23 protein-coding genes are annotated in these 22,771 nt (G+C 71.1%); 9 read left to right on the top strand and 14 right to left on the bottom strand.

What is annotated here, in order from left to right:
• Position 1: 1 nt before the first annotated feature.
• Positions 2-1,102 (bottom strand): calcium:proton antiporter, encoded by a 1,101-nt coding sequence (locus ACN263_RS13200; protein ID WP_422740093.1) that lies wholly within the window; start codon positions 1,100-1,102, stop codon positions 2-4.
• Positions 1,103-1,191: 89 nt separating this feature from the next.
• Here ACN263_RS13200 and ACN263_RS13195 point away from each other — a divergent pair, with 89 nt between their 5' ends.
• Positions 1,192-1,572: an ArsR/SmtB family transcription factor gene (locus ACN263_RS13195; RefSeq protein ID WP_422740092.1), complete on the top strand. Its 381-nt coding sequence runs from the start codon at positions 1,192-1,194 to the stop codon at positions 1,570-1,572.
• Positions 1,569-2,069, top strand: a complete 501-nt coding sequence (locus ACN263_RS13190; RefSeq protein ID WP_422740091.1) for an SRPBCC family protein — start codon at positions 1,569-1,571, stop codon at positions 2,067-2,069. Before ACN263_RS13195 ends, ACN263_RS13190 begins: the two co-directional genes overlap by 4 nt.
• On the opposite strand, the gene mug is transcribed toward ACN263_RS13190, so the two are convergent.
• Positions 2,042-2,635: a G/U mismatch-specific DNA glycosylase gene (gene mug / locus ACN263_RS13185; RefSeq protein WP_422740090.1), complete on the bottom strand. Its 594-nt coding sequence runs from the start codon at positions 2,633-2,635 to the stop codon at positions 2,042-2,044. The genes ACN263_RS13190 and mug overlap by 28 nt on opposite strands.
• Before the next feature lie 68 nt (positions 2,636-2,703).
• Complete coding sequence (locus tag ACN263_RS13180; protein ID WP_422740089.1) at positions 2,704-2,895, bottom strand: hypothetical protein; 192 nt, start codon at positions 2,893-2,895, stop codon at positions 2,704-2,706.
• Positions 2,896-3,210: 315 nt separating this feature from the next.
• On the opposite strand from ACN263_RS13180, the gene ACN263_RS13175 reads away from it, so the two are divergent.
• Together ACN263_RS13175 and ACN263_RS13170 are read left to right on the top strand one after the other, a co-directional pair.
• Complete coding sequence (locus ACN263_RS13175) at positions 3,211-4,494, top strand: ThuA domain-containing protein (RefSeq protein ID WP_422740088.1); 1,284 nt, start codon at positions 3,211-3,213, stop codon at positions 4,492-4,494.
• Positions 4,495-4,581: 87 nt separating this feature from the next.
• A complete protein-coding gene (locus ACN263_RS13170; protein WP_422740087.1) occupies positions 4,582-7,413 on the top strand; it encodes a PQQ-dependent sugar dehydrogenase in 2,832 nt (943 codons plus the stop codon).
• A gap of 91 nt (positions 7,414-7,504) precedes the next feature.
• Here ACN263_RS13170 and ACN263_RS13165 read toward each other — a convergent pair whose 3' ends face one another.
• Positions 7,505-8,089: a hypothetical protein gene (locus ACN263_RS13165; protein ID WP_422740086.1), complete on the bottom strand. Its 585-nt coding sequence runs from the start codon at positions 8,087-8,089 to the stop codon at positions 7,505-7,507.
• Between the two features lie 69 nt (positions 8,090-8,158).
• Positions 8,159-8,587: a VOC family protein gene (locus tag ACN263_RS13160; RefSeq protein WP_422740085.1), complete on the bottom strand. Its 429-nt coding sequence runs from the start codon at positions 8,585-8,587 to the stop codon at positions 8,159-8,161.
• Between the two features lie 103 nt (positions 8,588-8,690).
• Here ACN263_RS13160 and ACN263_RS13155 point away from each other — a divergent pair, with 103 nt between their 5' ends.
• Positions 8,691-9,599 carry an NAD-dependent epimerase/dehydratase family protein gene (locus ACN263_RS13155; protein ID WP_422740084.1) on the top strand — a complete coding sequence of 303 codons (909 nt, stop codon included), beginning with the start codon at positions 8,691-8,693 and terminating at the stop codon, positions 9,597-9,599.
• A 42-nt stretch (positions 9,600-9,641) separates the two neighbouring features.
• Here the strand turns inward: ACN263_RS13155 and ACN263_RS13150 are convergent, their stop codons facing one another.
• Positions 9,642-10,352, bottom strand: coding sequence for a hypothetical protein (locus tag ACN263_RS13150; protein WP_422740083.1), 711 nt, complete (start codon positions 10,350-10,352; stop codon positions 9,642-9,644).
• Complete coding sequence (locus tag ACN263_RS13145; protein ID WP_422740082.1) at positions 10,345-10,845, bottom strand: RNA polymerase sigma factor; 501 nt, start codon at positions 10,843-10,845, stop codon at positions 10,345-10,347. The genes ACN263_RS13150 and ACN263_RS13145 overlap by 8 nt, the downstream gene beginning before the upstream one ends.
• Before the next feature lie 182 nt (positions 10,846-11,027).
• Between ACN263_RS13145 and ACN263_RS13140 the strand changes: the two genes are divergently transcribed.
• On the top strand, positions 11,028-14,258 hold the full coding sequence (locus ACN263_RS13140; RefSeq protein WP_422740081.1) for a S8 family peptidase: 3,231 nt from the start codon (positions 11,028-11,030) through the stop codon (positions 14,256-14,258).
• 114 nt (positions 14,259-14,372) lie between these two features.
• On the opposite strand, the gene ACN263_RS13135 is transcribed toward ACN263_RS13140, so the two are convergent.
• Positions 14,373-14,813 carry a VOC family protein gene (locus ACN263_RS13135; protein ID WP_422740080.1) on the bottom strand — a complete coding sequence of 147 codons (441 nt, stop codon included), beginning with the start codon at positions 14,811-14,813 and terminating at the stop codon, positions 14,373-14,375.
• Positions 14,814-14,829: 16 nt separating this feature from the next.
• Positions 14,830-15,717: a LysR family transcriptional regulator gene (locus ACN263_RS13130; protein ID WP_422740079.1), complete on the bottom strand. Its 888-nt coding sequence runs from the start codon at positions 15,715-15,717 to the stop codon at positions 14,830-14,832.
• A 143-nt stretch (positions 15,718-15,860) separates the two neighbouring features.
• Between ACN263_RS13130 and ACN263_RS13125 the strand changes: the two genes are divergently transcribed.
• Complete coding sequence (locus tag ACN263_RS13125; RefSeq protein WP_422740078.1) at positions 15,861-16,580, top strand: SDR family oxidoreductase; 720 nt, start codon at positions 15,861-15,863, stop codon at positions 16,578-16,580.
• Between the two features lie 36 nt (positions 16,581-16,616).
• Here the strand turns inward: ACN263_RS13125 and ACN263_RS13120 are convergent, their stop codons facing one another.
• Positions 16,617-17,579 carry a zinc-dependent alcohol dehydrogenase family protein gene (locus ACN263_RS13120; RefSeq protein ID WP_422740077.1) on the bottom strand — a complete coding sequence of 321 codons (963 nt, stop codon included), beginning with the start codon at positions 17,577-17,579 and terminating at the stop codon, positions 16,617-16,619.
• Between the two features lie 81 nt (positions 17,580-17,660).
• Between ACN263_RS13120 and ACN263_RS13115 the strand changes: the two genes are divergently transcribed.
• Positions 17,661-18,230: a TetR/AcrR family transcriptional regulator gene (locus tag ACN263_RS13115; RefSeq protein ID WP_422740076.1), complete on the top strand. Its 570-nt coding sequence runs from the start codon at positions 17,661-17,663 to the stop codon at positions 18,228-18,230.
• A 33-nt stretch (positions 18,231-18,263) separates the two neighbouring features.
• Here ACN263_RS13115 and ACN263_RS13110 read toward each other — a convergent pair whose 3' ends face one another.
• Complete coding sequence (locus tag ACN263_RS13110; protein ID WP_422740075.1) at positions 18,264-18,740, bottom strand: SRPBCC family protein; 477 nt, start codon at positions 18,738-18,740, stop codon at positions 18,264-18,266.
• Between the two features lie 65 nt (positions 18,741-18,805).
• Here ACN263_RS13110 and ACN263_RS13105 point away from each other — a divergent pair, with 65 nt between their 5' ends.
• Positions 18,806-19,345 carry a GNAT family N-acetyltransferase gene (locus ACN263_RS13105; protein ID WP_422740074.1) on the top strand — a complete coding sequence of 180 codons (540 nt, stop codon included), beginning with the start codon at positions 18,806-18,808 and terminating at the stop codon, positions 19,343-19,345.
• A 13-nt stretch (positions 19,346-19,358) separates the two neighbouring features.
• Here ACN263_RS13105 and ACN263_RS13100 read toward each other — a convergent pair whose 3' ends face one another.
• The 3 genes from ACN263_RS13100 to ACN263_RS13090 form a co-directional block, all read right to left on the bottom strand.
• Positions 19,359-19,811 carry a hypothetical protein gene (locus ACN263_RS13100; RefSeq protein WP_422740073.1) on the bottom strand — a complete coding sequence of 151 codons (453 nt, stop codon included), beginning with the start codon at positions 19,809-19,811 and terminating at the stop codon, positions 19,359-19,361.
• A 62-nt stretch (positions 19,812-19,873) separates the two neighbouring features.
• The gene (gene fxsT / locus ACN263_RS13095) at positions 19,874-22,360 is read right to left on the bottom strand and encodes an FxSxx-COOH system tetratricopeptide repeat protein (protein ID WP_422740072.1); all 2,487 of its coding nucleotides are present in this window, start codon (positions 22,358-22,360) and stop codon (positions 19,874-19,876) included.
• Positions 22,357-22,767, bottom strand: coding sequence for a hypothetical protein (locus ACN263_RS13090; RefSeq protein ID WP_422740071.1), 411 nt, complete (start codon positions 22,765-22,767; stop codon positions 22,357-22,359). The genes fxsT and ACN263_RS13090 overlap by 4 nt, the downstream gene beginning before the upstream one ends.
• Between the last annotated feature and the right edge of the window lie 4 nt (positions 22,768-22,771).

Raw genomic sequence — 22,771 nt, 5'->3', positions numbered from 1 at the left:
GTCAGGGACTGGCGGCCAGGAAGACGAACGCGGCCAGCAGCACCAGGTGGACGCCGCCCTGCAGGACGTTGGCCCGCCCCGGCACGACGGTGAGCACCGCCGTCACGGCGGTGAGGGCCAGCAGCGCGAGCTGGGTGCCGCCGAGGCCGAGCAGCAGTGGGCCCTCCAGCCAGATCGACGCGACAGCTATCACCGGGATGGTCAGGCCGATGCTGGCCATGGCGGAGCCGAGGGCGAGATTGAGGCTGATCTGTACGCGGTCGCGGCGGGCCGCGCGGGCGGCCGCGAGGGTCTCCGGCAGGAGCACCAGCAGCGCGATGATCACACCGACGAAGGCGTGCGGCAGGTTCGCGGCCGCCACCCCGGCCTCGATGGTCGGTGAGACGGTCTTGGCGTCGCCGACCACCGCGACCAGCGCCACCAGCAGCAGTAGGAGGCTGAGCAGCGCGGCGCGGGTGGTGGGCGGCTTGGCGTGCTCCTCGGCGTCTATGACCTGCCCTTTGCTGTCGACGGGCAGGAAGTAGTCGCGGTGTCGGCCGGTCTGCACCAGCACGAACAGCCCGTACAGCGCGAGCGAGGCGACCGCGGCGAAGGTGAGCTGGGCCGGGCTGAACTCCGGGCCGGGGCGGGCCGTGGTGAAGGTCGGGATGACCAGACTCAGCGTGGCCAGGGTGATCACGGTCGCCAGCGCGCCGCCGGTGCCCTCCGGATTGAACACGGCCACCCGCCGGCGCAGCGCGCCGAGCAGCAGGGACAGGCCGAGGATGCCGTTGCACGTGATCATGACGGCGGCGAAGACGGTGTCCCGGGCCAGCGACTGGGTCTTCTCCGGGCCGCTGATCATCAGCGTGACGATGAGGGCCACCTCGATGACGGTGACCGCGACGGCGAGCACCAGCGAGCCGTACGGCTCCCCCACCCGGTGGGCGACCACCTCCGCGTGGTGCACGGCCGCGAGGACCGCGCCGCCCAGCAGCGCGGCGACCACCACGACGACCGGGCCGGGTAGATCTCGCCCCCAGGTAACGAGCAACACCAGCACCGCGAGCACGGGTACGGCGACGGTCCAATCGAGCAGGCGGGATCGAAGCTGGGCTGGCATGCGTCAAGAGTGCCAGGTCACCTGATCATGCGCCCACCATCGACGCACCGGGTCGCGGAAAGCGTAACCCGTGGGTTACGCTTTCCGGCGTGGACGAGGTGGCCGCCGCGATCGCGGACCCGGTACGGCGGCACATCCTGGGCATGCTGCGGGACACGCCGTTGACCGCGGGCGCGATCGCCGAACGGTTCGCCATCAGCCGCCCGGCGGTGAGCCGTCACCTGCGGGTGCTGCGCGAGAGCGGCCTGGTGTGCGACGAGCTGGTCGGCCGCACGCGGATCTACCGGCTCGATCCCGGCCCGCTCGCCCCGCTCGTCGACTGGCTCGGCGGGCTCGTCGCACCCGAGAGGCTCGTCACACCCGACACGTGGGAGCAGCGCCTCGACGCGTTGGAGACCGAGGTCCATCGCACCCGCCGGGAACGCCGCGCCGGCGGCCCGGCCGATCATCGAACGGAGCGCACCGCATGACCCGTACCCCCGCCGGCCGCCTTTTCCGCACCGCCACCGGCCACGACCTCGTCCTCACCCGCACCTTTCGCGCTCCGGCGATTGACGTGTGGGCGAGCCTGACCGAGTCGGAGCGCACGGCCCGCTGGTTCGGCCCGTGGGAGGGCGACGCCCGGCCCGGCAACACCATCCGGGTGCAGATGGCCTACGAGGAGCAGCAGCCCTGGTGCGACGTTCGCGTCGAGGAGTGCGAAGCGCCGCGTCGCCTGGCCGTGTCGATGGTCGACGACCACGGTGCCTGGCTGCTGGGGTTCACGCTGACCGAGACCGACGTCAGCACCGAGCTGCGCTTCACCCAGCACCTCAGCAGCCTCGACGGCGTCGCCGAGGTGGGCGCCGGCTGGGAGTACTACCTCGACATGCTGGTCGCCGCCCGGGATGGCACGCGCCGACCGGAGTTCGACGAGTACCACCCGGCCATGCGCTCCTACTACGAGGCGCTGGCCGCCGGGGCCTGAGGGTCGACCTCCCGGCGCAGTCGGGCGAACTCGGCGGTCAACGCCGGCAGCGGGAAGTGGGCGTTCAGGCCGCTGGGGTTGGGCAGCACCCAGACCCGGGCCGGGCCCAGCAGCTCCGGCTGCGGGCCGAGCGCGGCCGTCGGCCGGACGAACGCGATCCGGTACGCGGTCACCCCGAGCACCGCCACCCACCGTGGCCGGTGCCGCTCGACCTTGACCGCCAGGCCGGTCACCCCGGCGACCAGCTCGGCGGCGGTCAGCTCGTCGGCCCGTGCGGTGGCCCGGTTGCTGAGGCTGGTGATGCCCAGCCCCTGCCGCAACAGCTCGGCGCGCTCCCACGGGCGCAGCTCCCGGTCGGTGAAGCCCGCGCCGTGCAGGGCCGGCCAGAAACGGCTGCCCCGCCGGGCGAAGTGCTCCCCCACCGCCGCCGAGTAGAGCCCGGGGTTGAAACCACAGAACAGCACCCGCAGGCCGGGGCCGATCACATCCACCAGGCCGCGACCGGCCGCCGCCGCGACCTCCTGCCGCGTCGGCGGCCGCCACGGCGGTGACACGTCCGCGTCCACCAGCCCGATCCTGCCGTACGCCCCCGCTCCCGGCCGGCGATGTGCCGGAAGTTCGGCGCACCGTCAGGTCAGGGTGCAGGCGCTTCCGCAGTACGGGCAGTGCGCGCGCTTGGCGTTCGAGGTGACCTCAACACCGTCCGCATGCCGTACGCCTCCTGCGTGAACTGCGGTAGGGCACGCCGCAGGACGTCGACCAGCTCACGCACCGGCGACGAGGCGAGTTGTTCGGCGAGGCGCTGACGGTCTTCGTCGGTCGACATGCCGCCGACCCTATGCCCGGCCCGACGTCGGGGCCGACCGCGTCTCGACGGGCCGCAGGCCGGAGCGGGTGGGGTTGACGGGCGCAGACATCGGAGGTTTACTGCCTCAACGACACCAGTCGATGCTATTCGTCCGTCCACACTGGCCGGTCGGGGTCGTCGGCTGGCTCGTGTACCGCAGCACGGCTCCACCATCACCGCTCCACATCACCTCAGCCGAGCATCGGCGGCCCGGCTTCCGCACCACCGCCACCATGGCCCCGGGCGTGCTCTCGCGCACTCTCCGGGGTCGACGCTCAGCTAAGGAGCATCACCATGCGTTCCCGTCCCCGCCTGTTGGCACTCGTCACCGGGGTGGCCGTGTTGATGGCCGGCCTGGTCGCACTGCCGACCACCGCCTCTGCCGCGCCGCTGACCAAGGTCCTGGTGTTCAGCAAGACCGCCGGCTTCCGGCACTCGTCCATCCCCAACGGCATCGCGGCCATCCAGCAGCTCGGCGCTGCCAACGGCTTCAGCGTGACCGCCACCGAGGACGCCAACCAGTTCACCACCTCCAACCTGGCCCAGTACCAGGCGGTGGTCTTCATGTCGACGACCGGCGACGTGCTCAACTCCAGCCAGCAGACGGCCTTCGAGCAGTACATCGCCGCCGGCGGCGGGTACGTCGGCGTGCACGCCGCCGCGGACACCGAGTACAGCTGGCCGTTCTACGGGCAGTTGGTCGGCGCCTGGTTCGACTCGCACCCGGCGATCCAGACCGCGACCGTGAAGATCGAGGACCGGAGCAACCCGTCGACCGCGCACCTCGGCGCCACCTGGGTCCGCTCCGACGAGTGGTACAACTACCGCACCAACCCCCGGTCCAGCGCACGGGTCCTGGCCAGCCTCGACGAGTCGTCCTACAGCGGCGGCAACATGAACGGCGACCACCCGATCACCTGGTGCAAGGCGTACGGCGGTGGCCGGGCCTGGTACACCGGTCTCGGGCACACCGAGGCGTCGTACACCGACCCGAACTTCACCCGGATGCTGCTCGGTGGTCTGCAGGTCGCCGCGGGTTCGGTGAGCGCCAACTGCTCGCCGGGGACCAACCCGACCACCCCGCCGCCCACCACGGCCCCGCCCACCACGGCCCCGCCGACCACTCCTCCGCCGACGACCGCGCCGCCGACCACGGCCCCGCCGACCACCCCGCCGCCCGCCGTCGCCGGTTCCACCCTGCGTGCCCGCGCCAACAACCAGTACGTCAGCGCGGCCAACGCCAGCACCCCGCTGATCGCCAACAAGACCTCCGTCGGCACCAGTGAGCGGTTCGAGCTGGTCAACCTCGCCAACGGCAACGTCGCGCTGAAGGCCAAGAGCAACGGGCAGTTCGTCGCGGCGGAGAACGCCGGGGCCTCCGCGCTGATCGCCAACCGGGCCACCGCCGGCTCGTGGGAGACGTTCCAGCTGATCCGCAACTCCGACGGCACGGTGAGCCTGCGGGCCACGGTGAACAGCCGGTACGTGGCCGCCGACAACGGAGGCTCCTCCCCGCTGATCGCCAACCGGACCTCCATCGGCCAGTGGGAGAAGTTCGACCTCGTCACCACCAACTGACCGCACCACGACCCACACCCCGCCACCCACACCTGGTCGTGGTGCGCCCCAGCACGCCCCGGCCCTGGTCGTCGAGGAAGGACGATCATGCTTTCGAAATCCCGGCGCTGGTCCCGGGCACTCGTCGCGGCGGTAACCACCGTCGCGAGTGTGACCCTGGCCGTGGCCGCCAACTCCCCCGCCGCGCAGGCGGTGGTGATTCCCGCCAGTGACTATCAGCAGATCAAACTCGCCACCGGCTCCGCCGAGCTGGGCGAGGCCATGTCGCTGGCCGTCCTGCCCAACCGTTCGGTGCTGCACACCGCCCGCAACGGCGTCCTGCGGGTCACCGACGTGGCCGGCAACACCAAGGTCTCCGGCACCCTGTCCGTCTACACGCACGACGAGGAGGGGTTGCAGGGCGTCGCTGTCGACCCCAACTTCGCCAGCAACCGGTGGATCTACCTGTACTACTCGCCCACGCTGAGCACCCCGTCCGGGGACGCGCCCACCACCGGCTCGCAGTCCGACTGGGACCGGTGGAAGGGGCACCTGCGGCTGTCCCGGTTCACCCTCAACAGTGACGACACGCTCAACATGGGCAGCGAGAAGATCGTGCTCCAGGTCGCCAACGACCGTGGGCAGTGCTGCCACGTCGGTGGTGACCTGGACTTCGACGCCGCCGGCAACCTGTACCTGACCACCGGCGACGACACGAACCCGTTCGAGTCCTCGGGCTACGCGCCGCTGGACGAGCGGACCAACCGCAACCCGCAGTTCGACGCCCAGCGCTCCGCGGGCAACACGAACGACCTGCGGGGCAAGGTGCTGCGGATCACGCCGCAGGCGGACGGGACGTACACCATCCCGTCGGGCAACCTGTTCGCGCCCGGCACGGCCAACACCCGTCCCGAGATCTACGCGATGGGTATGCGCAACCCGTTCCGGATGAGCGTGGACAAGGCGACCGGCGTCGTCTACGTCGGCGACTACGGCCCGGACGCGGGGAGCACGAACTCCAGCCGGGGCCCGCAGGGTCAGGTCGAGTTCAACCGGATCACCGGGCCGGGCAACTTCGGCTGGCCGTACTGCACCGGCAGCAACACCAGCAACGAAACATACAACGAATACACCTTCCCGTCCGGGCCGTCGCAGTCGAAGTACAACTGCACGGGTGGGCCGACGAACAACTCGTTCCGCAACACCGGGCTGCAGACCCTGCCAGCGGCGAAGCCGGCCTGGATCAAGTACGCGGGCGACTCCGGCTCACCGTCGGAGTTCGGCAGCGGCTCCGAGTCGCCGATGGCCGGACCGGTGTACCGGTACGACGCCTCGCTCAACTCCAGCGTCAAGTTCCCGCAGTCGCTGAACGGCCTGTTCTTCGCCGGTGAGTACGGTCGCCGCTGGATCAAGCCCATCGCCATCAACGCCGACGGCTCCCGTGGCGAGATCTCCAGCTTCCCGTGGTCCGGCACGCAGGTGATGGACATGGCCTTCGGCCCGGACGGCGCGCTGTACGTGCTGGACTACGGCACGGGCTCGAACAACCAGGCGCTGTTCCGGATCGAGTACATCGGCGGTGGCAACCGCAACCCGATCGCGGTCGCCTCGGCGAACCCGACGTCGGGGGCCAACCCGTTGACGGTGAACTTCTCGTCGGCGGGCAGTTCCGACCCCGAGGGCGGGGCGCTGAGCTACCTGTGGACGTTCGGTGACGGCACCACGTCGACGGCGGCGAACCCCACCAAGACGTACACCACGAACGGCACGTACTCCCCGACGTTGAAGGTCACCGACCCGACCGGGCTGACCGGTACGGCGAGCCTGGTCATCACCGTGGGGAACACGGCCCCGACGGTGACGTTGACGACGCCCGCCGACGGGCAGCTGTTCAGCTTCGGTGACACCGTGTCGTACCAGATCAGTGTGAGCGACCCGCAGGACGGCACCATCGACTGCACCAAGGTGAGCCTGACGTACGCGCTGGGCCACGACAGTCACGCCCACCAGATCACCTCGAAGAACGGGTGCAGCGGCTCGATCACCCTCCCGACCGACGGTGAGCACGACTCCGCGGCGAACATCTACGGGGTCTTCGACGCCGCCTACACCGACAACGGCGGGCTGACCACGCACAGCATCAAGACGCTGCAACCGAAGCACCGCCAGGGTGAGCACTTCGGCGCCACGTCGGGCGTGCAGGCCACCGACCACACCAGCGCCGAGGGTGGCCGCACCGCCGGGTTCATCGAGAACAACGACTGGATCTCGTACCAGCCGTACAACCTGGCCAACGCGAACCGCATCACCGTGCGGGCGTCGTCGGCCGGGGCGGGCGGCACCATCGAGGTGCGGGCCGGCTCGGCCACCGGCACCCTGCTGGGCACCGTCACGGTGCCGGTGACCGGTAACTGGGAGACCTTCACCGAGGTGTCCGGCACGATCAGCAACCCGCCCAGCGCGTCGACCACCCTGTACCTGGTGTTCAAGGGCGGGTCGGGCTACCTGTTCGACGTGGACGCGTTCACCTTCACCACCGGCACCGGTGGCACCACGCCGGTGACCACGCTGCGAGCGCAGATCAACAACCAGTACGTGTCGGCGGTCGGCACCACCGCGCTGATCGCCAACAAGGCCAGCGTCGGCAGCACCGAGCAGTTCGACCGGGTGGATGCCGGTAACGGCAACATCGCCCTGAAGTCGCGGTCCAACGGGCTCTACGTCTCGGCCACGAGCAATACCGCACCGTTGGTCGCCACCGGCACGTCGATCGGGGCGGCGCAGACCTTCCAGATCGTCAACAACTCGGACGGGACGGTCAGTCTGCGTGCCACGATCAACAACCAGTTCGTGTGCGCGGAGAACTCCGGGGCCGGGTCTCTGATCGCCAACCGCACGTCCGCCGGGGCCTGGGAGAAGTTCTACCTGACCACCGGCTGACACGTGGTGGGCCCGGCCCGTTCGGTGACCGGGCCGGACCCACCGCACCATCGACCACCGACGCACCCGCGTCGACAAGGGGTCCCCGCCGTCACGAGTCGGCGGGGACCCCGCTGTCGAGTTGCCCGATCACCGGCGCCAGCAGGTCGTTGAGCTCCCGGGCCAACACCACGACCGCCCGCCGCGCCGCGGCGGGCACGTCGTCGTCCGGGCCGTCGGGTGTCGGCGGCAGGCCGTCGAGCGGCAGCGGCGCCTCCACCTGGAGCAGCGCCCGCAGGTACGGGCGGCGCGTCCGGTCCTGCTCGGTCGGGGTGGTGAACTGGCCGAACAGTCGGGGCCAGTCCTGCCACCCACGGTCGCGCTGCCACTGTTTGCTCCAGGTCAGCTCGGCGGGCCAGCGGGAGGCCACGGCGACCACGCAGACCATGCCGCCGTCCCACGGGCTGCGTTCGCAGGTCGCCGAGATGATCCGTCGGTGCCACCGGACGAAGCCGGGCGACAGCTCGCTGGCCACCCGCCAGGCCGTCGCGGCGAACGCGACCGGCGCGAAGTCCCCCCAGGTCTCGGCGAAGTCACCGATGCGGCGGAGCACCTCGGCCTCGTAGCGGCCGTGGCCGTCGGTGCCGTGCTCACGGTCGAACTGTTCGTCCAGCCAGAAGGCGCGTGGTTCCGGCATGCCCGTCCCCGTTCTCGACGATCGTGGGTACCACGGTCGCACAGGTGCCGCGCACGGATCCGGACGGCACTACCCCACCATGATGCAGAACGGGTGGCCGGCCGGGTCGGCGTACACGCGCAACGGCTCCACCGGGTCCTCGATCCGGTCGTACCGCAGCCGGCCGCCGAGGCGCAGCACGCGCTCGTGCTGGACCAGCAGGTCGTCGACGGAATCCACGGTCAGGTCCAGGTGCAACTGTTGGGGCACGTCGTTCTTCGGCCACGTCGTCTCGGGCAGGCTGTCGACCTGCTGGAAGGCGATCTGCGGGCCGCCGGACGGTGACCTCAGCACCAACCAGTCACGACCGCGCTCGTCGGGTCGGCCGTCCGTCGGCGGCTCGTCGCCGGGCCGGTAGACGAAGCCCATGAGCTGCCGGTAGAACTCCGCCAACTCCCGCGCGTCGGTGCCGTCGAGCACCACCGACGTCAGCCGGGGAACACTCTCCTGATCGACCATCCTCGCTCACCTCCGGACGCCATTCTGGCCGGACCACCCGGCCGTCGCATCCGCAGCGACGCCGTACTTGACACGCACCCCGCTGGACAGTGGACGATTCAGCGTGCGGATTCTCGTGGTGGGTGGCAGTGGCCTGATCGGCGCGCACGTCGTGGAGGTGCTGCGCGAGCGCGGACACGCCGCGACCTCGGTGGCGCGTACCGCCCAGCCGGGCGTCGACCACCTGCTCGACGTGGGGTCCGCCTCGGTCGACGACCTGCGGTCGGTGCTGGCCGGGCACGACGGCGTCGTGTACGCCACCCGGACCGACGAGCAGCGCCCGTTGCCGAAGCCGATCTATCCGCAGTTCCGGCGCGAGAACGTCGACCCGGTGGTACGCCTGTTCACCGCCGCCCGCGCCGAAGGGCTCACCCGTGGGGTGATCATGGGCTCGTACTACACCTACTTCGACCGGCGCCATCCGCAGTGGCGGCTCGGTGAGCGGCACACGTACATCCGCTGCCGGCTGGAGCAGGCCTCCGAGGGGCGCGCCGCCGCCGGCCCGGGGCTTCCGGTCGCCGTCCTCGAACTGCCCTTCGTCTTCGGACGGGTCGGTGACCGGCTGCCGAACTGGGCCGGTCCGCTGGACCGGTGGGCGCGCTCTCGTACCCCTCTGGTCGCCCCCACCGGCGGAAGCGCCGCGGCGTCGGCGCGCAGCGTGGCCGAGGTCACGGCCGACGCCCTCGAGGCGGCCAGCGGCGCGGACATCCCGGTCGCCGACGAGAACCTGACCTGGCACGACATGCTCGCGCGCATCGCGGGGGCGGTCGGCCGTCGCCGCCGGGTCGGCCGGCTGCCGGCCGGCGCGGCGCGGACGGCGCTGCGACTGGGCGGCGCGGCGCAGGCGCTCGGTCGCAAGGAGTCCGGGATCAACCCCACCTTCCTCGCCGACCTGCTGCTCACCGAGTTGTTCATCGAGCCGACGACCGGCCGCGCGCTGGAACCGGCGCTGCGCGAGACCTTCCCCGCCTAGCCGGGTGAACGCGCTCGGGCGTGCGTGTCGCCCCGAGCGCGGTCAGGAGCCCGACGGGCCTCGATCCTCGAATTCGTAGGTGGTGGTCAACGCCTCCGGCAGGTCGGGTACGAGCGCGTTGGTGCCGTCGACGACCTGCACGTAGCGCCTGCCCTGCAGGATCGAGTAGCTGCCGTCGACGACCTTGTCGATGAGGAACAGCTGCGTCGCCGCGTCCGGCTCGCAGGGCCGGGTACGGACGCTGCCCGGCGCGGCGTCGTGCACGACGGTCATGCAGACCTCGCCAGCTCCGGCCGGACCGGCCGCCACGATCCGGTACGCCTTCCCGGCCGGGCGCAGGATCCACAGCGCCCCGGTGTCGACGCCCACCCCGGCGGTGGCCCGTACCCGGTCGCCGTCGGGGTCGGTCGCCAGGGCCGCCCCACCCAGACCGGGCACCGCGATCCGCACCTGCCGGCGTCCGCCGAGAATGTCCTGCGGACCCGCCGGGACGGTCACGGTCGGAGCGAGGGGCGACGGCGACGGCGACGCCACACCCGCCGAGCCGACGGGCGGCGTCGTGTCGTCCGCGCGCACCCGTACCAGGGTGGTGCCGGCGGCCGCGACCAGCACGGCCAGCCCGACGCCGGTGACGGCGACCCGACGTCGTCGGCGTCGGTCACTGCGCCCGCGCAGCGTCCGGGCCGTGGGCAGGGTCGTGACGCGCCGGACCTCGTCGACGATCGCTCGCAGGTCGTCGTGCGGATCAGCCATGAGAGGTCCCCTCCTGGTTCACCTCGGTCAGCAGTCCGGCCATCGCCCGGCGACCACGGGCGAGGTACGTCTTGACGGTCCCGACGGGCCTGCGCATCTCGGCTGCCACCTCGGCGACGGTGAGGTCGTTCAGGTGGTGCAGGACGACGGCACGGCGCTCGTTGGCGCTGAGCCGCTGCAGTGCCTGGATCAACGCCACATGGTCCTCGCTGAGGCCGGGCACGCTCTGGTCGACGGCCGCCCGGCGGTGGGCGCGGATCCGGTTGAACGTCTTGCGCCAACTGCTCACCGCCGCCCGCGAGGCCACCGTGCGGACCCACGCCTCGGGGCTGTCCGCCTCCCGGACGGTGTGCCAGCGCTGCCAGGCCCGCATGAACGCCTCCGCGACGGCGTCCTCGGCCTCGCTGCGGTTGCCGGTCAGCGCGTAGACGTGACCCACGATCCGCCCGGCGCAGGCGGCGTAGAGGGCGTCGAACTCCTCAGCATCACGCATCCGACCCGCGTCCTCCGAAGCGTCGTCCCCCTGGTCACCGCGCATGGAACCCGCTACGGCAATCCGGCCGGCCGCCGCCCGGGTCGGTTTGTGACCACGGTCACACCGGTGAAGATCAACCGGGTGGCGGGCCCGAGCGTCATCGTGCCGTCCCGGGAGATGCCCGTGGCGGAGAGGACGATGTGCGACGACGTCAACGACGGGCCCTGACGGCCGGGGTGCTCACCACAGCACTGGTCGCGGCGGCCCTGACGGCCAACCCGGCGAGCGCGCAGGTGCGGCCGGCGGCGACCGTCTCCGGCACACCCGGCACCTACACGCTGGTCACCGGCGACCGGGTGTCCGTCGACGCGGCGGGCCACCTGGCGATCGAGCGGGGCACGGGGCGGACCACTATGCGGTTCGTGACCAGCCGGGAGGACGGGCACCAGTTCGTCATCCCGGTGGACGCCATGGCACTGCTGCGTGACGGTCGGCTCGACCGGCGGCTGTTCGACCTCACCACGCTCGCCGAATTCGGCTACGACGACCGGACGGCGGAGTTGCCGCTGCTGGTGGCGTACCCCGAGAACAACCCGGCGGGAGCGCGGACCGCGACCGTCGGGGGCGACGGGCGCGTGCGGGCGGACCTCTCCGCCGCCCACACCCTCGCGGTGCGGGCGGGCCGCGACGACCGGGTGACGCTGTGGTCGTCGCTCACGCGGGGTACGTCGATGGCGCGCACCCTCGCCGACGGGGTCAGCGCCATCTGGCTCGACGGCAAACGGCGGGTGACGCTGGACCGCAGTGTGCCGCAGATCGGCGCTCCGGCGGCCTGGCAGGCCGGCTTCGACGGTACGGGCGTGACCGTCGGCGTGCTGGACACCGGCATCGACGCCGCGCACCCCGACTTCGCCGGGCACCTCACCGAGGTCCGGGACTTCACGGGCGGCGACGACCCCGCCGACTCGGTCGGTCACGGCACCCACGTGGCGTCGACGATCGTGGGCAGCGGCGCCGTCTCCGGTGGCCGCTACCGCGGCGTGGCGCCGGGCGCGAAGCTGCTCGTCGGCAAGGTCTGCGCCACCACCGAGTGCCAGGACTCGGACATCATCACCGGCATGCAGTGGCTCGCCCCGCAGGCCCGGGTGGTCAACCTGAGCGTGGGCGGCGACGACACGCCCGGCCTCGACCCCCTGGAAACGGCGGTACAGGACCTCAGCCGCCGGTACGGCACGCTGTTCGTGGTCGCCGCCGGCAACGAGGGCAAACCCAAGTCGGTGTCGTCGCCGGCGTCCGCCGACGACGCGCTCGCCGTGGCGGCCGTCGACGCCGACGACCAACGCGCGTACTTCTCCAGCCGCGGCCCGCGCATCGGCGACAACCACATCAAGCCCGAGATCAGCGCTCCCGGCGTCGACATCGTCGCGGCCGCCCCGGGCGGCGACTACGCCACCATGTCGGGTACGTCGATGGCCACCCCGCATGTGGCGGGCGCCGCCGCGATCCTCGCCGGTCAGCACCCGGACTGGACCGGCCCGCAACTCAAGGCCGCGCTGATGGACTCGGCGAAGCCGACCGGCGCGGACACCCTCTACGAGCAGGGCGCGGGCCGAGTCGACGTCGCCCGCGCGGTCGCCCAGCCGGTCGCCGCCGACGTGGCCGCCATCGACTTTCCGGTCCAGCGCTGGCCGCACGCCGACGACACCCCCGTCACCCGGGTCGTCGGCTACCGCAACACCGGCGCCGCGCCGGTCACCCTGTCGCTGACCGTTGCGCCCGCGCCGGCCGGCATGCTCACCGTCAACCCGAGCACGCTTGTGGTGCCGCCCGGCGGCCGGGCCGAGGCCACGATCACCGTGGACACCCGGGTGGACGCCCCGGACGGCGTCTACCAGGGCGCGGTGGTCGCCACCGGCGCCGGCGACCTGCGGGTACGTACGCCGTTCGCCCTCAACCGGGAGATCGAGAGCTACGACGTCGCGCTCCCCCACACCGGCCGGGACGGCAAGCCCGCCACCGAGTACACGACCGTCGCGGCGAACCTCGCCACCGGCGAGTTCAGCACCCTCGACGCCACGCCGGGCGGTGGCACCCTGCGACTGCCCACCGGCCGCTACGCCCTCTACAGCACCATCCACGGGGGCGACACCTCGACGTTGCTCGTGCAGCCGGTCCTGGACGTCCACGGGCCGGTGACCGAGGCCATCGACGCCCGTACCGCCAAGCCCGTCGCGCTGACCGTACCGCAGCGCGACGCCGCTCCCATCGCGATCAACGTGAGCGCCAACTGGGACGACGGCTTCCGCTATCCGGGCGTACAGCTCAGCGGGGTGTCGTTCGCCGACACGTTCTTCGGTCGGATCGGGCCCGCCGTCACCGCACCCGAGTTCGCCGCGACACTCGGCGTCGGGCTCGGCCGACCCGGTCAGGACGGAACCTTCCGCAACAGCCCCTACACGTACGACCTCGCCTACGTCCGCAAGGGCGACATGTTCACCGGCCTGTCCACGAAGCTGACGCCGAAGAACCTCGCCACCGTCGACGCGACCTACCGCCGCCAGTCCACCACGACGACGGCCGTACGGTTCCACCGCGCGGCGGCGGCCGGCGGATCCGGCCCGATCGGGTCCCACACACCCATCGACCTGCCGTTCCACGGCACCGAGTACTACAACACCGACGGCGGTCTCACCTGGACGTCCACCTTCGTCGAGGGCGACAACTCCACCACGCAGGAGTCGGTCTTCCAGCCCGGGCGGACGTACACCCAGACCTGGAACGCGGCCCCGTTCGGCCCGTCGGTGGCCCAGGCGCCATCCCTGAGTCCCCTCGGGTACGCGGGACGCGACGGCGACACCATCTCGATCGCGTCCCTGCCGCTGTTCGGTGACGCGACCGGCCGTCCCGCCGGCCGCGACGACCTGCCCGTCGAGTTCCGGCTGTTCCGCAACGGCACGCGGATCGGCACAGCGGACAGCCCGTGGGCGGAGTTCGCGGTGCCCGCAGACAAGGCCGACTACCGGCTGGAGGCGACCGCCAGGCGTGGCGCCCCGGACACGCTGTCGACGTCCGTTTCGGTGGCCTGGACGTTCACCTCGGCGCACACCTCGGCTCCGCAGCGGCTGCCCCTGACCACGGCCCGCCCGACACCGAAGCTCGACGACACCAACACCGCCCGGGCGGGAAGGGTCATGCCCATCCCGGTCAGCCTGGACCGGCAGGCCGGCTCAGCGGCCGCACCCAACCGCAAGCTCGGCGTCGCCGCGTCGTTCGACGACGGAAAGACGTGGGTCACGCTGCCGGTGCTGCACGGCGTCGCCCTGATCGCCCATCCCCGCAAGCCCGGTTTCGTCGGGCTGCGCGTGACGGCCACCGACACCGCCGGCAACACGGTGACACAGACGGTGCTGCGGGCCTACCGGACCGCGTGAACGGGTGGAGTCCGGGGCGGCGGTGGCCGTCCCGGACTCCACCCCCCGCGTGACGTGCGGGCCCGGCCTGGGTGGGTCGAGGTACGAGCCGTCGCCCGTGGTCGGTTGTGGGGCTCAGTTCAGCTCCTCGGCCAGCCCCACGACGATGCCCTCGGGACCGCGGACGTAGCAGAGCAGGAAGATGTCCTCGAACCGCTGCACCTCGCCGACCAGTTCCGCCCCGTGACGACGCAGCCGGGCGACCGTGTCCTCCACGTCGTCCACGGCGAACATGATCCGGCGGATGCCGAGGGTGTTCGCCGGCGCGTCCCGCGGCTCGTGACGGATCGCCGTCGGCCGGTGGAACATCGCCAGCTCGACCTTGCCGTGACCGTCCGGGGTGCGCAGCATGGCGACCTCCTGCCGCACGTCGTCGACACCGATGACGCGCTCCACCCAGCGCCCCTCGACCGGTCCCCTGCCCTCCAGCTCCATGCCGAGCTCGACGAAGAACGCGATGACCGCGTCGAGGTCCTCGACCACGATGAGGACGTTGTCCATCCGTCGGATCGCCATGCTGGTTCCCCCTGCTCTAGGTGCGATCGCCGGGACCGACGTCGCCGCCCTGCCGCGCGGCGATGTCGACGAACTCCCGCACCAGCGGTGACCGGTTGTTCTCGGCCCAGGCCAGGCACACCTGATTGTCGGCGAGGTCGCGGACGGGCACGTGAACGACGTCCGGCCTGGTGTAGAACCTCGCGATCGACAGCGGCAGGATCACCACCCCGGCCTCCGCGGCGACGTGCTCCAGCTTCTCCTCGACGGAGGTCAGCACCGGCCGGGGGCGGGGCTCCCGGTCCGCCGGACGGTTCGGCAGGTCCCGCCATTCCGGCACCACGTCCGGGTCCTGAAGCAGGCGCTCCTCGGCCAGTTCGGCGAGGTCGACCGACTCCTTGCCCGCCAGACGATGGTTGCCGGGCAGGACCACGACGCGAGGTTCGGTGAACAGTGGGCGGAGGCGCAAGCCCCGCTGGTCGACCGGAAGCCGCACGTAGCCGACGTCGGCGCGCCCCTCGCGGAGCACCTCGGCCTGGTCGTACCGGGAGGTGCGGACGACACCGACAGCCAATTCGGGGTGCATCTGGGCGATGGCACGGGCCTCGGCCGTGACGATGATGCCCGGCATGAACGCGATGGTGAACGTCGGCCGGCCGTGTGCCGCCCGCTGCACCCGCCGACCCAGGGCCTCGGCCGAGGCCAGCAGCGGACCGGCGTCGGCCAACAGTTGACGACCGGCCTCGGTCAGCACGGTGGAGCGGCGATCCCGAACGAACAGCTCGGCGCGGAGTTCCCGCTCGAACGCCCGGATCTGCCGCGACAGGACCGGCTGGGCGATGTGCAGCCGCGCGGCGGCCCGGCCGAAGTGCAGCTCCTCGGCGACGGCCACGAAGTAGCGGAGTTTACGCAGATCGACGTCCATCCGGCCCTCCCGCTCGACTCGCTCGCGTCCCACCAGTCTATAAATACCCGTCGGGTATCACAGCAGCTCAAAGAGGTCTTGGACGTGAGCGTCAGTGCGGACGCATGGTGGTGAACGTCAGCCGAACATCCGGAAGGACCATCATGACCCTCACCGACCAGCGCGTCGTCGTCCTCGGCGGCACCTCGGGAATCGGGCTCGCGACCGCCGCCCGGGCCGCCCAGGAGGGCGCCCAGGTCGTGGTCGCCTCGCGCAACCGGCACAGCGTGGACCGCGCCCTCGCCGCCCTGCCGGCCGGCACCCAGGGGTACGTCGCCGACCTCGCCGACCCGGCCGACGTCACGCGCCTGTTCCAGGGGCTCGGCCCGTTCGACCACCTCGTCTACACCGCCGGCGAACCGCTCGCGCTGATGTCCGTCGACGCCCTGGACCTCGCCGCCGCCCGTACCGCCTTCAACCTGCGCTACTTCGGTTCGCTGGCGGCGGTCCACACTGCGCTCCCGCACCTGCGGCCCGGCGGGTCGATCACCCTGACCACCGGCACCGCCGGTCACCGGCCGAAGGCGGGCTGGTCGGTGGTCGCCGGCATCACCGGAGCGATGGACGCGCTGGTCCGCTCGCTCGCCGTCGAACTGGCACCGATCCGGGTCAACGCCGTCTCCGCCGGCGTCATCCGCTCACCGCTGTGGGACGCACTGCCCGACGACACCCGAGAGCAGATGTACGCCCATCTCAGCGCGTCACTGCCGCTCGGTCGGGTGGGCGAGCCCGAGGAGGTCGCCGAAGCGTTCGTCTACCTCCTGCGGTCGACGTACGCCACCGGCACGCTGGTCACCGTGGACGGCGGCACCCTGCTCGCGTGAGAGCCGCGCGCCACGGCCCTGCACAGCCCGGCCCCGCTACGGGGTGAGGACGATCCGCCCGAAGACCTGACCGGCGTCCATCTTCTGGTGGGCGGCCACCGCCCGTTCCAAGGGCAGCACCTCGTGCACCACGGGGACCAGTTCGCCACGGCTCGCCGCGGCGAACTGGTCCCGCCGCACGGCCCGGCGAGCGGGTTCGGGCACGGTCGCGGCGCTGAACGTGGCGAACGACATCGACTTCTGGAAGGCCGTCATCAGCGCCGCCCCGAAGTCCGCTGGTGGCTGGCCCCCGACCGCGCCGACGAGCACCAGGCGGCCGTTGGGATTGAGCCTGTCGAAGAACGAGGGCATGCCGTCGCCCGCCACAACGTCGATGATCACGTCATAACCTCGGGGAGCGCCGGAACCTCCTGCTCCGCAGCGGTCGAGCACGTGGGTCGCGCCAAGGTCGCGCAGCCGACGACCACGCTCGGGCGACGAGGTGGTGACCGCCACGGCGCCGGCGCCCTGGCGGGCCGCCAGTTGCACCGTCATGATCCCGATACTGCCGGCGGCACCGCGCACCAGGACGGTCTCCCCTTCGGCGACGTGCGCGTGGGCGAGACCGAAGTGGGCCACGACCCCGGAGCTCCCGAGCGTCACGGCATCGACGAGGGACAGGCCGGCGGGGACGGGCAGCACCTCCGCGATCGGGGCGACCGCACGCTCGGCGTACCCACCACCGGTGCCGGTGAACGCCCACACGCGCTGCCCGAGCCACGCCGCGTCGACACCCTCGCCGACGGCGGCCACCGTCCCCGCCACCTCGCCGCCGAGGATGTGACCCTCGAGGAAGCCGTACGCGGCGAGGGCGCCGCTTCGGATCATGACATCGGCGCCCGCGACACCGACCGCCTCGACGGTGATCATCACCTGCCCCGGCGCCGGAACCGGGTCGGGGATGTCGGTCACCGCCAAGCCCCGAGGATCACCGAACTCCCTGATCATGACTGCTCTCACGTGTGCCTCTCCTCGAGCCGGACCGCCCTGTGGTCAGCGAACGGTAGTGGACGCGGGCGTCCGTTTAGCTAAAGTGAGAGCGTGACCGAGCAGTTGACTCGAAACCTGCGGTCGGACGCTCGGGACAACCGCCAGCGGATCCTCGAAGCCGCCCGGGCGATGTTCGCCACCGACGGCATGGATGTGCCGATGCGCGAAATCGCCCGCAGGGCCGGGGTGGGCCCCGCCACCCTCTACCGACGGTTCCCCACCAAGGAGGCGCTGGCCACCGAGGCATTCGCCGAGCAGATGGACGCCTGCCAGGTCATCGTCGACGAAGGGCTTGCCGACCCCGACCCGTGGCGTGGCCTGTGTCTGGTGATCGAGAAGCTCTGCGAGCTGCACGCCCGCGATCGGGGTTACACCACGGCGTTCACCACAGCCTTCCCGCATGCCGTGGATCTCGCCGCGAAACGCGAAGCGGCCCTGGCCGCACTCGCCGAACTGGCCCGCCGAGCCAGGACCACCGGCCATCTGCGGTCCGACTTCGTCCTGGACGACCTCATCCTCGTCCTGATGGTCAACGGCGGCCTGCACGCCACCTCCACGGACGCCCGGGTCGCCGCGTCCCGCCGGTTCGCCGCGCTCGCGATCAGAGCGTTCCGCGCCTGAGGCGAGCCGTTCGCCGCGCCTCGGGCTGACCCCTCACACCGTCGCCGTCGGCGACAACTCCATCTTCTGCCAGTTGCGGAACACGAAGCGGTGCACCGACTTCAACCCGACCCACAGCGCCGGATACAGAGCCGCCCGGCCGAACCCGCGAACCGTCACCGTGGTCGTCCGGGTCACCTGGGTGCCGCGCGCCGTCGGAGTCAACTCGAACACGTCGCCGAGCTGATCGACGAAGCGGTGGAAGCCGAGATCCGTCGACTCCATGTGGAACGCCAAGCGGGTCGGCGGTTCCCACGTCGTGATCCGCTGGCGCACCACGCCCTGTTCGGACACGCACTGCCGGGCGGCGCCCACCTCACCCGGGCCCTCCGGCAGCCGGCACGTCGTCGGCCGGGGCGTACCCAGATAGAAGACCGGACACCGGGGCTGCAACTCAAGGCGCGAGTCGCACAGCGCCGGCCACAACACCTCGGGCGGGTGGGGCATCGTCCAGCGCGTCCGCACGATCATGCCGATAACGGTAGACCTCGGCATCGACGGTGCGCTGGCCCGATCCCCTGTGAAAAGCTGCGGCGGTGACGACGTTCCGCATCCGTACCGCCACCTCGGCTGACCACGGTTTCCTGGTCGACATGCTCGTGCAGGCCGTCAACTGGCTGCCCGAGCGCAACTGGTCACGCGAGGAGATCCTGACGAAGCCCGAGCTGGTCCACTACGTCGCCGATTGGATGCGACCGGCAGACTTCGGGGTCGTCGCGGTGGACCCGGCTGATCGGCCGGTCGGCGCGGCGTGGTGCCGACAGCTGACCGCCGCCGATCCGGGCTACGGGTACGTCGGTGACGACGTACCCGAGCTGACCGTCGGCGTGGTGGACTCCTGGCGCAATCGCGGGGTGGGCCGGGCGCTCCTGCGCGCCGTGCTGTCCGTCGCCGCCGAGCGCGGCCTACCGAAGGTGTCGTTGAGCGTGGAGCGGGCCAACTTCGCCGCAAAGCTGTACGCGAGCGAAGGCTTCCACACGGTGGAGTCGTTCGACGACGCTGACACCATGGTTGCCTCGCTCGCCGACCGCCGTCCACCGGCACCGTTCGGCCCGGCGGTCGGCGCGAACCCCTGACGCTCGATGCTGGTTACTGCCCGGGCCGGGAGTCGTCCGGGCCGTACACGTGGTGGCGCACGAGGTCATCCCGTTCCAGGATCACGTCGATGACCTGCCAGAACTCGGCGATCCTCGGGTGATTCAGCCCTTCTTCCCGGCTGAGCTTGCGCCCGAAGATCGGACTGTCGCCGCCAACCTCGCCACCGTTGACGAGCGTCGCAGCAGGGTTCGGGGAGCCGACCACGGGACCGACCCGGCAGCCGAACGTGACGTGGTCGTCGAAGCGATCCTGGCCCCACGTCCCCAGGATGGCATCGATCCATGCCTCGTGAACCCCGTTGTGGTGATAGCAGCTAGCGAAGTAGACAGCGAAAGCGGTGTCGCCCTCGTAGACGTTGGCCCACGTCCGGTCCGCCTGCGTGTCGCAGCACTGGCACACGAACTCGCGCACCTGGCGACTGCGCTCATCGATCACGAGATTCACGGCGCGAACTCTAGCGGCACCGAGCACGATGAGTATTTTTCGATCTGAGTGCGACGTGATCGTCACCCAGCGACGTCGTCCACACTGGATCTCCTACGCTGAATCTCCGCGTTGATCTCGGCGGCTCGCCGCTGCAACGGCAGCGCCTCCTCCACCAGCCCCAGAATGCTCAACGTGTACGCCAGGTTGTGCAACCGGAGCGCTATCGTGGGATGCCCCGCCGGCAACGCCGCCTCACTGATCTCCACCGCCCGCCGCTGAAACGGTAGCGCCTCCTCCGCCCGCCCGAGAGCGCTCAAGGTGTAAGCCAGGGTGTCCAATCGGACCGCGATCGTGGGATGCCCGGCCGGCAACGCCGCCTCACTGATTTCCAACGCCCGCCGCCGCAGCGGCAGCGCCTCCTCCGCCTGCCCCAGATCCACCAACGTGCCCGCCAGGTTGTTCAACCGGGTCGCTATGTCGGGGTGTTCGGCCGGCAATGCCGCTTCACTGATCTCCAGCGCCCGTCGCTGCAACGGCAGCGCCTCCTCCGCCTGCCCCAGATCTGCCAAGGTTCCCGCCAGGTTGTTCAGTCGGTGGGCGATCTCCGGGTGCCCTGCCGGCAACGCCGCTTCACTGATCTCCAACGCCCGCCGCTGCAACGGCAACGCCTCACCCGCCCGCCCCAGAGCCCCCAACGTGTACGCCAGGTTGTCCAATCTGGTAGCAATGATGGGATGCCCCGCCGGCAACGCCGCCTCGCTGATCTCCAACGCCCGCCGCCGCAGCGACAGCGCCTTCTCCACCTGCCCCAACGCCCTCAAGGTTCCCGCCAGGTTGTCCAACCTGAGCGCGATGTCCGGGTGCCCTGCCGGCAACGCCGTCTCACTGATCTCCAACGCCCGCCGCTGCAACGGCAACGCCTCACCCGCCCGCCCCAGAGCCCCCAACGTGTACGCCAGGTTGTCCAATCTGGTAGCAATGATGGGATGCCCCGCCGGCAACGCCGCCTCGCTGATCTCCAACGCCCGCCGCCGCAACGGCAGTGCCTCGCCCGCCCGTCCTAGAGCCACCAACGTGGACGCGAGGTTGTCCAGCCTCAGCGCGATGTCCCGATGTCCCGCCGGCAACGCCGCCTCACTGATCCCGAGCACCCGCTCCTCAGCCTGTAGAGCCTGGCCGTACCTCGCCTGCGTGTAGTGGAAGAACGCCACCTGGCCCAACAGGTACGCAAGGGTCAGATTGACGCTGTCCTCGGGCATGTGGTGATCGAGCGCCTCGACGTGTGGAACGAATGCTCTCCACTGGGGCCAGATGTCGACGTCTTGCGCGGGGTTACCTGGTGGGCGGGCTCGGTCGAGCAGAGCCAACGCGCGGTCGAGGACTTCCTGCCACAACGACCCACCAGGGTCGGTGGACTCGTCGTGGGGGTCAGTCTGTGTCTGTGTCTGGCTGCGGACCACCGTCTGCAGGAGTCGGTGCATGCTGACGGTGGTCAGCGTGAGCGTGACGAGGTTGTACGACGCCAACGCCGCCAACCCCTGGTCGACTGCACCAGGCTGTTCGGTGTAGCCGGTCAAGATCGACCGCGGAACGTCGTCGGGCGCGTAGCAGGACAGGATCCGCAGCAGGTCGATCGCCGTCGGCCGGACCCCGCGCAACTGGTCGAGGGTGAGGAGCCACACCTGGGCCACCGCCCGCTCGGCCTGATCGCCCTCCGCGATGGTGTTCAACGCCTCGGCGGGCTGCGCCCGCAGCCGATCCAGGTATACCGACACCGGCAGGCGGGTCTGCCGCAGATAGCCGGCGGCCTGCTGCAGCGCCAACGGCAGATACCCCAACTCGTCGGCCAACACCGCCGCCGCCAAGGGGTCCTGCTGCTCACCACGCTCCAGCAACAGCCGCACCGCGGACGCACGATCCAACATGTCCAGACGTAGACACCCGTCGACGAGCGTCTCCCAGTTCACGTCACGCCGCGTCGTGATCAACAGGTGCCCGGTGTCGAGCTGCGCCAACAGGGGCTCGACATGCGCGCGCTGCTCCACGTTGTCCAGCACGAGCAACCAGCCCGACTGGTTCTGCAGCCAACCGATCGCCCAACTCGCGGCCTCCGCCGCGGTCGCCGTCAGCACCAGTTCCGGGTTCATCCGAGCCGTCAGCGCCGCCAAGCCGTTCTCGATCGCCGCCGGGCTGTCGGCGGTCACCCACCACCGCACCGGATACCGATCACGCCGCTGGTGGGCGTACTGCAACGCCAACTCGGTCTTGCCCACCCCACCCAGGCCGTGCACGGCCTGGCAGATGACACCGCTGCCGACGGACATCACCGCCTCCAGCGCGGCCAACTCCTCCTCACGGCCCACGAACAACCGCGTCGCCGGTTTGGGCAGGTTGTGCAACCGCTTCCCCGGCTCGGCGGGCGTCGACTCCCGATGCAGTTCGATCCGCCGGGCATCGACCTTCGCGCCGTCGCCGGTGATGGCGAAGCCGCTGATCTCATCCGCCGCGATCGACCGGCCGCCCGCCGCGCTGACGTCGTCGGGGCCGGCCGCATCCCGGTCGCTCATCGGGTCACCTGGCCGTCATCTCCGGTGATCACCACCCCGCTGATCGTCTGGCTGGCGACGGACCGCTCACCCGACGCGGTGATCGTCACCCCCGCCGACGTCAACAGCTGCGACAACTCGGTAGCCAGCCGCGCGTCGGCGGCGACCGCCTTGCGGATCTGCCACCGCAACGCCGCCAACCGATCCTCGTCATCCGGGTCCTCGGCCACGTCGAGCACCGCCGCCTCCACCAACGGCGCCGACTCCGGCCGCCTGAGCAACCGACGCAACAACCGCCCGCCCAGGCCGACCGTCGCGTCCGCGGCCACCTCCTGCACCCGCGCCACGACGCCCGCCCCGTACGCCCCGGCCGCCGCCGCCACGTACGGCACCACCGCACCAGCCAGCGAAGTCACATCCGGATCCATAGCC

The sequence above is a fragment of the Micromonospora sp. WMMD729 genome (assembly GCF_049315225.1).
Lineage (GTDB): Bacteria > Actinomycetota > Actinomycetes > Mycobacteriales > Micromonosporaceae > Micromonospora.
Note: the sequence above shows the minus strand (reverse complement) of the source record. Positions and strands in the feature narration are given on the sequence as shown.